The sequence below is a fragment of the Kovacikia sp. CALU 1929 genome (assembly GCF_056784235.1).
On record NZ_JBXBCF010000067.1, the window covers coordinates 93,928 to 108,113 of the forward strand.

A 14,186-nucleotide genomic window follows, 5' to 3' on the forward strand; every position below is an offset into this window, starting at 1 on the left:
CCCTTCACCTCTCACCCCTCACTAATACCAACCACTCCTGTCCTTACTGCCTTACCCCTCACTAACAACCAACAACTAACAACCAAAAACCAACAACTAACAACTCCCCCCATGCTCTCCTCCCTCCTCCCCACCAACACCGCCCCTGCTGCCGTCCGGCGACCCACCTTTGAGGTCAGCTTTGGCGGTAGTAGCGGCAATAACTCACCCCTGGGTGGTTTAGCCGCTTCCGCCAGTAGCGCTTTGGGAGTCGATTTAGGGGGTGGTGCGGATGCCTGGAAGCGGAGTGTGGTGGCGATCGCCCTCGAAACTGGACTGGCTGCTGGCATCGATGTATTGGAAATTTATCTATCCGCTGACTCGGAGGCACCCACCGTCGCAGTCGGTGACACTAGCAGCGTCTCTCTTGGCTACGAAGATGATGCAAACGAGCCAGTCTTCACCGGGCAGGTTGAACAAATCCGTTACAGCCTGACAGGCATGACCCGGCTGACGGCAACCAACGGTGGAGCCGCCCTGGCAAAGCTGCGCCTGAACCAGAGCTACGAACAGCAGAAAGCGGGTGACATCGTGCGTGATTTGACAGGACGAGCCAACATCAATCCCGACAGTCTGGAAGATGGCATCAACTTCCCGTTCTATGCCCTCGACGATCGCCGCTCGGCATACCAACACATCGCGACCCTGGCTCAAACCAGCGGCTTCCTCGCCTACTTCACCCCGGCAAACAAACTTAAATTTGTCCCCTTTACGGGCGGGCAGCCGGTCCAGACCTTTGTCTTTGGTACCGATATTGTCTCGCTCCAGATTACTCAATCCACAACGGTTGTGGGCACTGTAACCGCGATTGGAGAGGGTGCCGCTGGGAGCCAGGGACAAAACGCCTGGAACTGGCTGGTCAAAGATTCTACCTCTGTCAAAGGCAGTGGCGGGTCAGGCAACCCCCAGCGACAGATCTCAGATCCCGCCCTTCGCAGCCAAAATGCCGCCCAACAGTCAGCCCAAAGCAGAGCCACCGCCGCCAAGCGGCAAACCCTGATGGGACGTATCCTCGTTCCCGGTGCCCCCAAAGTCGTCGTCGGCAGCGCGATCGCCATCACCGATGCTCCCCAGTCTGCCCTCAACGGCACCTTCCTCGTTCAACACCTGCGCCACCAATTCTCCAAACCTCACGGATTTACGACTTTGATTGAGTTTGTAGGGGGTGGGGAGTGAGGTGCTAGGTGCTAGGTGTGAGGTGCTAGGTGTCAGGAACCTGTAGTTCTTGGTCTCCCCTTCTGAACAAAGCCATACAGCCTTCACCCATTGCCCATCACCCATTACCTTCCCTAACTCTCAACTCTCAACTCTCAACTCTCAACTCTCAACTCTCAACTCCTCCCTCCTCCCCTCCTCCCCCATGCCCCTCACCCTCCTCGAAACTCTCCAACGCATCGTCCGAGAAGAACTGGGACGCATCCGCACCGCCGAGCTGGCGATCGTGCAGGAGTCCCATCCCCATACCAGTGATTCAGACACAGATAACTACGCCTGCACTGTGAAACTGCGTGATTCAGAAATGGTACTGAAACAGGTACCCGTTGCCACGGCTCGTCTCGGCAGTGCCAGCATTCCTGAAGTGGGAGATCTGGTGATGGTGCAGTTTATCGGCGGTGACATTAACGCCCCCGTGATCACCAGCAGCCTGTACAACGACGAAGACCGTCCACCTGTGAATGATGTCGGGCAATCCATCCTGCATCTACCGCTGGATGCTGGAGACAGCGATGCCGTGCATGTGGAGCTACATAGTGGCGATCGCCGCGAACTCCTATTCCAGCTTGGAGATGGGATTTCGGTCAACATCCGGGATGACGACCCCGTAGTTGAAGTCAACGTCGATGGGGGAAAGGCGATCGTCAAAATCGATCGCGACGGTGCCCTCACCCTCCAAAGCCAGGGCAACGTCAAGATCCAGGGCAACGAAATCACCCTGGAAGCCCAAAGCCAGCTCAACCTCAACGGCGGCACCGTCAACATCCAGGGACAACCCACCGTCAACATTAATTGATTCAAAAACAGATCTAGACCTCCGAGGTTTTGGAAACCTCGGAGGTCTGGGCACCCCTCACCCCTCACCCCACACCCCATGAGACAACCCGCCGCCAAACAAGGCGATCAGATCATCGCCACCGACACCCACATCATCATGATTCCTTCCCCCGGCGGTCCGGTACCAACCCCCCTGCCCCATCCATTTACAGGTCAGATCGACGGTTCCCTCAGCCCCGATGTCAACTTCGAGGGCAAACCAGCGGCAGTCCAGGGCAGTACCGCGACAAACACCCCCGCCCACATTCCCCAGGGTGGACCCTTTCAAAAACCACCCGCCAACCGAGCCACGATTCAACTGGGCAGCAGCAGCATTTTCATCAATGGCAAACCTGCCGCCCGAAATGGTGACACAGCCCTCACCTGCAATGACCCAGCCGACTTGCCGGTTGGCACCGTTATTGCCGTCAGCACCGTCATGCTTGGCGGTTAATTTACCCCTTCTGTAGAACATTCATAGAGCGTTTTTACAGGCGAAGCCAAACTCTTGAAACATTTCCTTCCCCTTCCACACCTTCTCACCCCTCTCCCCCTCTCCCCATTCCCCTCCCATGCCTCCCGACCCCAACCCCCAGCTACTCACCGATATGCGCCTGCAACTCCAGCACTCCGAGTTGCGCCCGGTCTATCAAATTGCTACCCAGCAGCGGCGCGTTCCCAAACAGCCCAGAATGCTTACCGATATCGGCAGTATAAGTGGTGAGAACAACCTGGCACAGGCAATTATTTTGCGACTTCTGACCCCCCAGGGCGAGTTAGCAACCCTGGCACATCCGGAGTATGGCTCCCGGCTGCATGAACTTGTTGGTAGCCAAAACACCCCCACCACCCGCAACCTGATCAAACTCTTCATTCTGGATGCCCTGCAACGGGAACCCCGGATCGAGAAAGTGACAGAGGTGACGGTCACCCCGGTTGAAGGGAGCCGCACCCAGGAAGCGGTTCGGCACCAGGTCAATGTTTTGCTACGAGTTAAGCCGATCGGCGCAACCCCAACCGTTACCATCGGACCCTTCACATTGGAGTTAGGGCAATGAGTTTTAGACGACGCACCTTCCCAGAAGTTCTGGATAATCTGCTCACAACCATCACGAAAGGGGTTGCGGCAGAATCCCATCCCTTTCCCCCCCAGGGGGCTTCTGCTTCGCTGGCTTCCCCTTTACAGCACAATTTGCAGCAGCCTCCCGTAGCGGATATTATTTCCGTCTATGGCAGTCGCAATGGGCAGCCCCATCTGTTCCGTAAGGATGTGGACTACCAGTTGGTCGATCAGCAGGTGCTGGAATGGAAGCCTGGGGCAGACCTGCCCGACCCAGACACGTTGTTGAACATCAACTACTACCCTGCTGAGGCACAACCCGTTCTGACCGACATTCAAACCGGCAGTGTCGTGCGCACCCTGGCAGAAACCACTGCCCTGGAGCTTGCCCGTGTCTATGCCCAGTTAGAAGTGGTCTACGAGTCGGGCTTTATTGATACGGCTTCTGGCAAAGCACTGGATAATGTTGTGGCATTGCTGAGAATCGATCGCATCCGGGGTGGTCGGGCGGTGGGTGAAGTGGAATTTCAGCGATCGCTGGCTACCCCTGGCACGATCGAAATTCCCGCTGGCACCCGAATTATCACCGCAGATGGCAATCTGGAGTATGAAACAACCGCCGCTGTGACGATGGGCGTTGGGCAAACGACGATTCGCGTCCCCGTGCGAGATTTAGAGCAAAACCCACGGCTGGAGGCAGATCAGCTTACAGTATTGCCCATTCCCATTGCCGGAATTGCCCGTGTCACCAATCCCGCACCCACGGCGATCGCCACCCAGGATGAAACCGACACCGAACTCCGCACCCGCACCAAAAACTTTCTCCACGGTAGTGAACGGGCAACCCTGGGTGCCATTAAGCAGGCGATCGCCCGCCAGGGATTGAACAATGCCGATGTGGAAGAAGTAGCTCCTGGACGGGTAGAAGTCACGCTCCATGCCGAAGTCTTACCGCCAGAACAGGAACAACGCCTTCTGCGGGCGATCGAAGATGCCCGTCCGGCTGGAGTTAAGGTTCTGATCACGGGCGTGCAACCCCCTCGTAAAGTGAACCTGCAAATGCAAATTAGCACCGCTGAAGGGCTGATTGAGCCAGATCTGCGGACAGCCCAACGGGCAGTGCGAGAAACCCTGACCGACTACTTCGATCGCCTGCCAGCCAAACAACCCGCCAGCCTCAATCGCCTCGTCGGACTGATACTCAGCATTCCCCAGGTGCAGGATATACGGTTCCTCAGCGCCACCCTCGATGACATCCACGAAAACGTTCTCGATTTCACAGCGGGTCAGTTGCAAATCGCCGGATTTGCCACCATTCTGGGCAACCTGCAAATTGCCAACCCCGCCCTGCCCACTCAACTCTCGGTGGTTGTCACCCATCCAGCCGCCCAAACCGCCCCCGATAAAACCGCCATTCAGTCCGCCCTGACCCAAACCCTCACCTATCTGAATACCCTCAACGCCAGCGAACTACCCCCCACTGCACCAGAGACAGACCGCGCTAAACGCATCCTGACCTACGGCAAACTGCTGCACACCATTCCCCTGCCCAACAAAACCGCCGCTTCCCTGGAGTCCTACGACACCACTACCCCTCCCCCCACCCTTCCCAGCGAAACCACCATCACCCCCTACCAGGTTCGCTTCATCCTCACCCAGGAAAGCGGCATCAGCCAGATTTTGACCCGTTCCACCGATCCCACTTACTCACTCACCCCAATAGAACGAATCTCCCTGGGATCGGTAGAAGTCGAGAGGGAGTAGGAGAGAGTTGTTTGGTTGTTAGTTGTAGCGCCTCCGGAGACCTCCGAGGTTTTCAAAACCTCGGAGGTCTAGCCCCCACTTCACCCTGTTCCCGACTCTCCACTCTCCACCCCTTACCTCCCCCAATTCTCAACTCTCAACTCTCAACTCCTCCCCCCCTCCCCTCCCATGTCTCCCCTCAATCAACTTCGCGATCGCCTCCCTTCCCTCTACCGTCCTGAAGAGGGGGATACTGGCTTACTTAGTCACTACTTGCAGGCGGTGGCGATCGCCTTGGAGCAAATGAACCTGGAAGCCAGTGATGTCCTGCAATCTCATTGGTTGGACTATGCCGACCGGGCGTTGTATAGCCCCTATGTCATGCGGAGCCGTCACCTACGTGGGCTGCCGTTTCCCGGTCCCAGTTATCTTCTGGCTCGTAGCGATTTGATCGATGCTGCCGGACTGGTCACTCAGTTGCAGAATGCCGCTGATCCGCTGTCCCAATTTTTGCGTGATCAGTTCTCACCCGAAACACTGCAACAATTGACGGCATTTAGTCCATCTAGTCCAGTGCCTGAGGCACTCAAAACGGCATTAGTGGGTGAGTTGAACCGACGGCTTCAGGGACGTAGCCTGTACACACCAGAGCGCTTTACGAGTGTGCCGCTGAGCGAGGAAACCCGCAGGCAGGCTGAACAAAGTGTGGGCACGGGTGCCACCCGGCTCAACCGCCGCTTGCTGGACGAAGCCTATCCCAATCAGATTGCCGAAAGTCTGCCCGACAGCACCAACATCCATGATCTGGCATACCTGGCAACGCTGTTACCCCTGCCCCCCTGGCAGGAGCCGCGCCCCCTGCGGGAAACGATTGAGGTCTATCGCCAGCGAATTCGTCGCACCATCGATCTATACCGCAATGGACTGGGCACTTTGGATGCTCTGAGGCGGGTGGTAGCTACCCGGTTGCCAGCCAACTTGTCTGCTCCCGTTGGGCAACAAGACCCTCCCTTCTGGCTGGAGGAATTTGCGCCTCTGGTGCAGCAGATACAACCGATTCAAATGCCCGGAACACCGACCGATCTGGTGGGTCCTCTGATGCGCTGGACGATCGCAAACGAAGGCATAACTGCCATCTCGCCAACCCTTTATATTCAAGGCGTTGAACCCCAACCCGACCTGATCGATGCCACCCAGAATCCCATCATCGAGTTATACAAGGAAGGGGATGCGGTTGCCCGCCTGGGAATCGCCTACGAGGGCACGATCGCCCCTGGTCAGACCCTGCGCCTGCAACCCGCCCATGCTTCCTGGATCGTGACGGATAGCGGACTTCAGCAATCGGATCTAAATCTGACCGATCCAACCGCGCCTGGTCCCTGGTTCCCCGTGGCAGAATCTCCCAGTGCCCGGGCAGTCGCTTGCCACCAAACGAGCGATCGCACCCTCTGGATGATCAACAACACTGAGGAAACGGGCACCCTCTGGCGTTACGATGGGCAGACCTGGACTGAAACCCTGAGCGACTTACCCGAACTGCACTGTCTTGCCGAAGTAGAACAGGTCTTGCTAATCGGCACAGAAACTGGACTTGAGGCAATGCCGCTCTATCCTGAAGATGGTTCCTTCGTTGCCAGTCCAATTTCGGCGCTCAACGGCTCCACGGTGTTTGCCATCCACCGCACCACCGATGACCAATGGTGGGTGGGAACTAACACAGGTGCCATCAAACTGGAGATCGGGGCAGACATCACCAGTGCCAGCATCCAGACCTCGGCGCTCCAGGGCACGCCCATTTACACCATCCATCAGGACAAAACTGGCACCCTCTACTTTGGAGGCGAAGGGGGTCTATTTCAGCATCAGCCAGGACGCGATCACTGGTACTGGTACTCTGGGGAGGCGAGATCGGAACAGATCCCTGACTGGAAGCGGTTGGAAAGCAGCCTGCCCCCTCCCGATCAGGTCTTTTTGCCCCCCGTGCGCCAGATTTACCGTGGCTCGGATACATCCCTCTGGCTGGGAACCGATCAGGGAATTGCCCGTTACATCGCCCGTCCGGTGAATAGCTTGACCTATGAAACCGTCCTGGAGGCATTTCCAGATCTGACAACGGGTCAAGTGTTTGCCATTCAAGAAGACGATCGCGGCATTCTCTGGTTTGCCACCGATCGCGGCTTGCTGCGTTACGACGGCAAAGACCTGTGGCAATTTCAGACAGAACCGACTGCCCACTGGGTGCGCCTGGGGCAGGCAGCAACCCTCCAGACAGATGCACCTGAACCGAGGGGAGCATGGCAGTTTCAGCGATCCTCCGCCCAGTGGCGACGGTTTGATGACCGCAGCAATGACTGGGTTACGGTTGCCATCTCTCCTCAAACCCAGGCAGAAGCCGCTGTCTATAACGTCTACTGGACCGATCAGGTCATCGCAGACCTGGGCATCTGGGATGGCGCAACCTTTACCAGCGAGACGGCGATCGCAACCACCCAGCTACGACTGCGCTATAAACCCAATGAGCAGCGCATTCTCGACGGAGGTATTGCCGCCATTCCCCGCTTGCCCGTCGGCACCTCCACCTGGCGCTATCTATCACTGGAGCCAGAGTCTCTCACCCTGCCGCCAGAACGCCCCCTGTGGACGATAGAAGGGAGGCTGGTTCCGCCCCCAGATCGGACCGCCCCACCCCCCGGACGCTACGACATCGCAACGCCTCCCCCCGCCAGCAATTTTGATGAAGCGGTCTTTGCCTTCAATCCGGCGGCTAGAGTCTGGATGAGTTGGGCACCCCGGCAGGTTTGTACCATTTTGGTACGGCTGAAGCAATCCCCTGGCAGCGATTTCACTGAACCCATCATTCTGGAGCGAGTCTGGCAGGGAATTCAGCAGGTACGTCCCGCTGGGATTTTTACCGCCCTGGCAGTTGAAGACACGCTTGTAACCCCAACTGACAGCGGTTTTTAGATACGTAGACCACAGCAAAGACGGGGAATAGGGAGTGGGGAGTAGGGAATCGTATGGCTTAACCAAATGAAAATCGCTGTAAACGGGTAGTGCAGCAGATAGAAAACTAAAACTACGCCTAAGCAAGGCTTCTACATCCAAAATCTAAAATCCAAAATAGTACAAAAGGGCAACCCTAAGAGGAAAAAATCATGGGACAACTTGTGGATCAACTAGGCAATAAAGCCGCCGGACAACTGATTAAATCCCAGGACTGGAACCAACTTGTGGCTGCCGTCGAAGCAGTCGAATCCAGGCTGGGACAACAAATCACCGACCTGGGAACGGACCTCCGCCAGGAGCTTTCCCAAATCACAACCCAACTCACCGGACTGACAACCGAGTTCAACAGCTTCCGCACAGCGGTGCAGCCCATCCTGACTCGCTACTACCACGTCACCCTCCAGACTAAACAAACCCACTTCGCTATTGGTGAACTGGCAGAAATCACAGCTCGCGTCACCGATTTGAACGGCAATATTCCGGCAGAACGTCCCTGGATTGACTTTGTCACCGCCTGGGGACAGTTGAAACCAGCCAGCGGGTTTTCGAGTCTGGGGGGCGCGGGCGATCGCACCATCTCTGTGCAAACCAACGCCCAGGGAATTGCGCGGGTGCTGCTGCGGGCAGAACACACCGAAGGATTTACCGATAACGACGAAAATGAAGTGGCGGCTGCCCTGACCACCCGGCTTCAGGTCAACAACCGCAGTATTTCCGAGATCTTTTTGCAGGCAAGCACGCCAATGGAAGCCGATGTCAAAGGGGCATTTCAGGTGTTGAGCAAAGAATACGATCGCCGCGATGCCCTCAGTGTTCGTAGCTATGTGGATACCTATTATCTGAAGAATCCTGCCCTGGTCACAGGCAAACTTGCCCCCGGACTAGGAGACCAGATTCGCACCCGTTGGCGGGACTACCGTTCCACCGTTATGGCATTTGCTAAAAGTGATAGCGACCCGATCACAGCAGACCAGAGCAGTGGCGTTTGCTCAATCCAGGTCAACTTCCGCGACTGGATCAGCCCCTGGATCGTGCTGGACTACTTCGACCGGCTCACCATTGGCAATCTGGCAGGGACGCTGGTGGGTCAACTTCAGCCCAAATTTACCCTGGACTATAAGCAATCTGCCACCCTGCTACGGAAAGAAGTAGATGACCAGGTGCGCAACCTGGGGTTGCTGGGCAAACTCCAGCGTTACCAGGGCATTAACCAGGCGTTGAGCCAGGTCACAGGCAGCCAACCCTTCCTCAATGTTTTGACAGAATCCCTCCAGAGTGCCGTCAACATCCAGCAAACGATCGAGAGCAGCCAACTGGCAACCATTGGGAACGTGGAAGAAGCGATCGCCTTCAACGTCTTTAGCGATGCTGCGATCCGCGCAGATACCAACGTGGCAGGTGTCACCAGCGACATTGCCGGACTGCAACAGCAATTGGGGCAGACTCAACAGCAGTTCAATGCTTTTAACACCCAGTTTTCTGGGTTGCAGACCAACGTTAATCAGCTTAATGGCAGTTTCTCTACTCTCCAAACCCAGACGGGCGGCTTCCGGCAGGAAATTGACACCGTTAAAGCTCAGGTTCAAAGATTCCAGGGCATCGAACCTGGCAAACTGGTCACGACCGACACCGTCAAAGGCACCGTCAACGACGCGCTGGTCAATAACAACCTGCTCAAGAATCTAAACCTCATTGGTCGCCAATAACGGAAGGCATCATGATTACCACCGAAACCCAACTTCTAGAAGAAGTCCAGACTCTGCGTGCCACCGTTGCCGCCCTCCAAGCAACCCTGGACAACCAGCATCGGGTCAGTCTCCATACCCAGGCAACCCAACCCTTGATGGGACAATCGATTCCACTCAAGGTAACGGTGGCGGATCTGACAGGTTCACCCCGAGTTGGTGTGTCGGTGACGCTGGTGGCGACCTGGGGCAACCTGCGAAGCTTCGGCAGTTTTACAGTCCAGCAGGGGAGGAGTGTTACCGTTCGTACCGATGGCGAGGGCAATGCTAGTGCCACTCTGCTGCCGCCCGCCCAGGAAGATTTGCTGCCAGAACAGCAGGATGCCCTGGAAGTTCAGTTGCGATCGCTCGATCCCAATGTCGGTTCTCCTCAACAACTGGTTCCGGCACTAGAGGAAATCGTGCGGCAGTATCGCTGGCAAATCAACACGGCTTTACAGCAGGCGATCGACATTTACTTCCAGAACTTTGGCACCAGCCTGACCGATGCCATCAATTCGGCAGACAACCTGGAACGGTGGTTCAACTATCCCACGACGGTAATTGCCTATGCCCATGCAGAGGACACAGAACTGAATGGGGCACTACAGACAACCGTTCAGGGTACTGCTGCCTTACAGTTGCAGATCAAGGACTGGTTGCGCCCCTGGTTTCAGGTTTACCAGCAAATGCTGCAATCAGAAAACAACCTGGACAATGACTTTGAAACAATCAAAGACCAAACCCGCACTACGGGCAGCCTGCTCGATACGGTCTACAGCCAGGTTCACGACTATGTCGAGAGTCAGGTGGGTCGAGTGGGACAACTGGCTGGACGGAAAGTGGTCGAACATTCGCTCAGCGATTTTTTGCGTTTAGGAATCAGCGACTTACCCGCCGAAACTCAGTTCACCATTGGTCCAGCGTTGAAGGTGGCATCCCGTGCGATCGCCACCACGGGCACCAGTGGACTCGCGAACATTGCCCAGACCCGCTTCGATTTGCGCCAGGAGGTGAACACCAAACTGGGTCAAATTGATGTTGGTAATATCAGCGGTTTAGTTGGACGAATCAGCACCCTGGAAACCAGCTTCACAGGCATCGACCAAAATGTTGGTAGCCTGACCAATCGCTTCTCTGGACTGGAAACCAGCGTCACCCAGGTTGGCAACAATATCGGCACCCTCACAGGTCGCGTCGGTTCTTTGGAAACAAATATTTCAACGGTTAATAACAACGTCGGCACCCTATCCGGACGTATCGGCTCTTTAGAAACCAATCAAACTCGCCTGGATAATAATGTTGGCACTCTATCTGGACGGATTGGTAATCTAGAAACGAATCAGACTCGCTTTGATAACAGCATTGGAATTTTCACTGGACGAGTAGGAATCCTGGAAACGAATCAGACTCGCATCGATAATAATGTGGGCACCCTATCTGGACGGATTGGTAATCTAGAAACGAATCAGACTCGCCTGGATAGCAATATGGGGACATTCACAGGTCGCATCGGTTCTTTAGAAACGAATCAAACTCGCCTGGATAACAGCATCGGAACTTTCACTGGACGAGTAGGAACCCTGGAAACAAATCAGACTCGAATTGATAAAAGCGTTGAGACTTTCACAGGTCATATTGAAACCCTGGAAACAACGGTCAGTAGCGTCAGCAAAAACGTGAGCACCATGACCGATCGCTTAGGCTCTCTGGAAACTGGTTTCACAACCGTAAACAGCAATGTTGGCAGATTGACTACCCAGGTTGGTAGCTTGGAAGCAAACCTGACCAATACCAACCGAAATATTAATACGCTGGGTGATCGCGTCGGTGGACTGGAAACCAACGTCATCCGCATCGACCGTAACGTCGGTACGGTCACGGGTCGTATCGGCTCTCTCGAAACTAACTTCACTCGGATAAACGGTAATTTAGGCACCCTGACCGGGCGACTTGGAACGCTGGAAACAAATGTCGGACAATTTGCCCGCCTCTCCGTCAACCGCCTCTCCGGTTTAGAAGACTCCGTTACTCGCGTTGGCAATAATGTCCTATCCCTGCGAACCGATTTAATGGCGTAATCCCATTAGCCAGATTTGGCTTCAAGCCTATCCAAAAAGCCTTAACGCTAATATTGGAGTCGTTGCCAACACACTGAACACAACTTGCAGCCATTACCCCTTGCGTAAGCTTCAGTCACAACCCATCCACCCATCCCCTCATCCACCCATCCCCTCATCCCCTCATCCACACGCCGTTGCGGTTGCCTCATCTAAACACCACTTTAGGTCCGCTCCCAGCGGAATTTGCGTTCTGACTCTTGAATGGGTAGATCATTAATACTGGCAAATCGCCGCATCATTAGTCCGTTTTCGGCAAATTCCCAATTTTCATTGCCATAGGCGCGATACCAGAAGCCTGCATCATCGTGCCACTCATACTCAAAGCGCACGGCAATGCGGTTATCCATAAAACACCAGAGTTCTTTCTTCAAACGATAATCGAGTTCTTTTGCCCACTTGCGTTTGAGAAACTCTTTAATCGCAGTTCGCCCACTAAAAAATTCGGCTCGATTGCGCCACTCAGAATCTTCAGTGTATGCCACGGCAACTCGCTCCGGATCACGGGTATTCCAGGCATCTTCAGCCGCCTGCACTTTGGCTTTGGCGGTTTCCAGCGTAAAGGGAGGCAGAGGAGGTTTGGTTTCCATGTATTCGACTGTACCGTCCGTTCGGTATAATGTCAATAAATGAATTTTACCTTGTTGCCCATGTCTAGACAAGCCCATGTGCCTACGCTGCTCAAACTGTTTCGTCAGTTTGGGTATGAGGGGGTAACTCTCTCAAAAATTTCCCAGGCAACTGGCTTGGGGAAAGCCAGTCTCTACCATCACTTTCCTGGTGGCAAGGCAGAGATGGCTGAGGCTGCACTGACACAGGTGAATCAGTGGTTAGAGACGAGGATTCTGCCGATCTTGATTGGTGCAGCCGCTCCGGCGAAGGATAGCAAGGTCAAGCCTATAGATGCCTTCCGGGTCATGTGTGAGGAAACGAGCCTCTTCTTTAATCACGGACAGAATTCTTGTCTGTGGGCAGGGCTGGTGATGGAACAATCGAGTGATGACCTTTTTCATCCCCAAATTCGGTGGGCATTTTCCCAGTGGATTGAGGCGATCTCCCAGGTTTTGATCACCGCAGGATTGGATGAAACCCTGGCAAAGCAACGCGGAGAAGATGCCATGATCGCTATTCAGGGGGCATTGATTCTGTCCCACGGGTTATACGATTTTGCCCCGTTTCAGCGCGTCATCCACCAATTACCTCAACAACTCTGTCACGGCATTGAAAGCCAGTAGTCTGCCAAGCCGCAGCATTCGGATAGCAATTCTAATTGACGGATGAAGAGAATGAGAGTGATCCATCAATCGCAGCAGGACCTTGGTGTCTACCAGGTAACGCACAATTAGGAGTGCTCCTCATAAATTCCCGCTCGACTAACAGCATAACCTGATAGATCTGGTGTGGTAAACCTTAGATAAAAAATGTAGCTTCCACACAATTTCTGAAATTAATGTTTCCACATTTCCTCCTACTTAAGATATGAATCTGCCCAACCATAGCGATTTGGATCTTTTTGAAAAAGGTATTCTGCAACTTCTTTACGCTGATTTTTGTCTTTTGTCATTCTGACAATTCTTTTAATTTCATCATCAATATCATTAGCAGTGGCTCCACGTTCTACTGCCATCGCAAACCACTGATCACCCTCTGAATATTCACGTCGATCATAGTGAATTGCCCCCATTAAGGTGTAAGGCTGGTAGCTCTCAGGCTGGCATTCCATCGCTTGGACTGCACAGTTTTCTGCTTCATCTAGCCGGCAGAGATCTCGAAATGCTGCACCTCTTGTCACCCAAAGGGCTGATTTCAAATCGGATTCTTGAACTTTATGCCAGTCCACATTCTCCGTAACTTTTAGTGCATTTTCAGGTTCATCTGCCTTACGCCAATTACTACTCGCACTGGGTAGCTTCCACCTGTTGCCAGTTCGTTGATATTCTTTTTCATAAAAGATCGCCTCTAACCTGTAATAGGTAGTTGCTATTTTTCCATGTCGAGAGAGACGACCTTCCTCAATAAGTTGAATTACTTGCTTGAGATCGAGTCGTTCCTCTCGCTCAAGCTTGAGCATAATTTCATAAAATGGATCGGCTGCTAATTGCCCCACAATCTGATATTTTACTTTCAGAATCTTAAAGTGGAATGCTTTAGCGATCTCTGCTGTTTCAAGCAGTTCTTCATTGACCAACCACAGAATATCATCCTCAGTTATTGTAGATTCTATGTTCTTAAGAACCAGAAACAATTTGCTGGAAGGCTCAGAATTTTTGTGTTGAGTCGCTTGATATTTGGCTTTGAGTTTCTTGAATAACTTTACATCCTTACCAGAAGTGTTGAATCCAGATATAAAACTTCATATTTCAGTGGACACTTCAATGGACAAGTGCCTCTGGGAGGAAATCATAGCTCCAGTGGACGATGGAGCAACGACGACTGAATTCTAATTGTAATAGCGAAACTTAT

Annotated in this window: 11 protein-coding genes; 9 read left to right on the plus strand and 2 right to left on the minus strand. The window is 53.9% G+C overall.

Going from position 1 to position 14,186, the window contains the following annotated elements; genetic code table 11:
- Window positions 1–111 precede the first annotated feature (111 nt).
- The 8 genes from AC1S52_RS14975 to AC1S52_RS15010 all read left to right on the plus strand — a co-directional run bounded on the left by AC1S52_RS14975 (window position 112) and on the right by AC1S52_RS15010 (window position 11,684).
- Window positions 112–1,215, plus strand: a complete 1,104-nt coding sequence (locus AC1S52_RS14975; RefSeq protein ID WP_482029824.1) for a hypothetical protein — start codon at window positions 112–114, stop codon at window positions 1,213–1,215.
- A 184-nt stretch (window positions 1,216–1,399) separates the two neighbouring features.
- Window positions 1,400–2,050: a phage baseplate assembly protein V gene (locus tag AC1S52_RS14980; protein ID WP_482029825.1), complete on the plus strand. Its 651-nt coding sequence runs from the start codon at window positions 1,400–1,402 to the stop codon at window positions 2,048–2,050.
- Between the two features lie 78 nt (window positions 2,051–2,128).
- On the plus strand, window positions 2,129–2,524 hold the full coding sequence (locus AC1S52_RS14985) for a PAAR domain-containing protein (protein ID WP_482029826.1): 396 nt from the start codon (window positions 2,129–2,131) through the stop codon (window positions 2,522–2,524).
- Between the two features lie 118 nt (window positions 2,525–2,642).
- Window positions 2,643–3,128 (plus strand): GPW/gp25 family protein, encoded by a 486-nt coding sequence (locus AC1S52_RS14990; RefSeq protein ID WP_482029827.1) that lies wholly within the window; start codon window positions 2,643–2,645, stop codon window positions 3,126–3,128.
- Window positions 3,125–4,894, plus strand: coding sequence for a baseplate J/gp47 family protein (locus AC1S52_RS14995; protein WP_482029828.1), 1,770 nt, complete (start codon window positions 3,125–3,127; stop codon window positions 4,892–4,894). The genes AC1S52_RS14990 and AC1S52_RS14995 overlap by 4 nt, the downstream gene beginning before the upstream one ends.
- Before the next feature lie 168 nt (window positions 4,895–5,062).
- A complete protein-coding gene (locus AC1S52_RS15000) occupies window positions 5,063–7,837 on the plus strand; it encodes a two-component regulator propeller domain-containing protein (RefSeq protein WP_482029829.1) in 2,775 nt (924 codons plus the stop codon).
- Between the two features lie 191 nt (window positions 7,838–8,028).
- The gene (locus AC1S52_RS15005; protein WP_482029830.1) at window positions 8,029–9,585 is read left to right on the plus strand and encodes a hypothetical protein; all 1,557 of its coding nucleotides are present in this window, start codon (window positions 8,029–8,031) and stop codon (window positions 9,583–9,585) included.
- A gap of 11 nt (window positions 9,586–9,596) precedes the next feature.
- Complete coding sequence (locus AC1S52_RS15010; protein ID WP_482029831.1) at window positions 9,597–11,684, plus strand: hypothetical protein; 2,088 nt, start codon at window positions 9,597–9,599, stop codon at window positions 11,682–11,684.
- 203 nt (window positions 11,685–11,887) lie between these two features.
- On the opposite strand, the gene AC1S52_RS15015 is transcribed toward AC1S52_RS15010, so the two are convergent.
- Window positions 11,888–12,313 carry a nuclear transport factor 2 family protein gene (locus AC1S52_RS15015; protein WP_482029832.1) on the minus strand — a complete coding sequence of 142 codons (426 nt, stop codon included), beginning with the start codon at window positions 12,311–12,313 and terminating at the stop codon, window positions 11,888–11,890.
- A gap of 60 nt (window positions 12,314–12,373) precedes the next feature.
- On the opposite strand from AC1S52_RS15015, the gene AC1S52_RS15020 reads away from it, so the two are divergent.
- Window positions 12,374–12,958, plus strand: a complete 585-nt coding sequence (locus AC1S52_RS15020; protein ID WP_482029833.1) for a TetR/AcrR family transcriptional regulator — start codon at window positions 12,374–12,376, stop codon at window positions 12,956–12,958.
- A gap of 233 nt (window positions 12,959–13,191) precedes the next feature.
- On the opposite strand, the gene AC1S52_RS15025 is transcribed toward AC1S52_RS15020, so the two are convergent.
- Entirely contained in the window at window positions 13,192–13,968 is a 777-nt protein-coding gene (locus AC1S52_RS15025) for a hypothetical protein (RefSeq protein WP_482029834.1), read from the minus strand.
- Between the last annotated feature and the right edge of the window lie 218 nt (window positions 13,969–14,186).

Coding starts and splice junctions, on each gene's coding strand:
- AC1S52_RS14975 (WP_482029824.1), top strand. CDS start 112: ATGCTCTCCTCCCTCCTCCCCACCAACACCGCCCCTGCTGCCGTCCGG.
- AC1S52_RS14980 (WP_482029825.1), top strand. CDS start 1,400: ATGCCCCTCACCCTCCTCGAAACTCTCCAACGCATCGTCCGAGAAGAA.
- AC1S52_RS14985 (WP_482029826.1), top strand. CDS start 2,129: ATGAGACAACCCGCCGCCAAACAAGGCGATCAGATCATCGCCACCGAC.
- AC1S52_RS14990 (WP_482029827.1), top strand. CDS start 2,643: ATGCCTCCCGACCCCAACCCCCAGCTACTCACCGATATGCGCCTGCAA.
- AC1S52_RS14995 (WP_482029828.1), top strand. CDS start 3,125: ATGAGTTTTAGACGACGCACCTTCCCAGAAGTTCTGGATAATCTGCTC.
- AC1S52_RS15000 (WP_482029829.1), top strand. CDS start 5,063: ATGTCTCCCCTCAATCAACTTCGCGATCGCCTCCCTTCCCTCTACCGT.
- AC1S52_RS15005 (WP_482029830.1), top strand. CDS start 8,029: ATGGGACAACTTGTGGATCAACTAGGCAATAAAGCCGCCGGACAACTG.
- AC1S52_RS15010 (WP_482029831.1), top strand. CDS start 9,597: ATGATTACCACCGAAACCCAACTTCTAGAAGAAGTCCAGACTCTGCGT.
- AC1S52_RS15015 (WP_482029832.1), bottom strand. CDS start 12,313: ATGGAAACCAAACCTCCTCTGCCTCCCTTTACGCTGGAAACCGCCAAA.
- AC1S52_RS15020 (WP_482029833.1), top strand. CDS start 12,374: ATGTCTAGACAAGCCCATGTGCCTACGCTGCTCAAACTGTTTCGTCAG.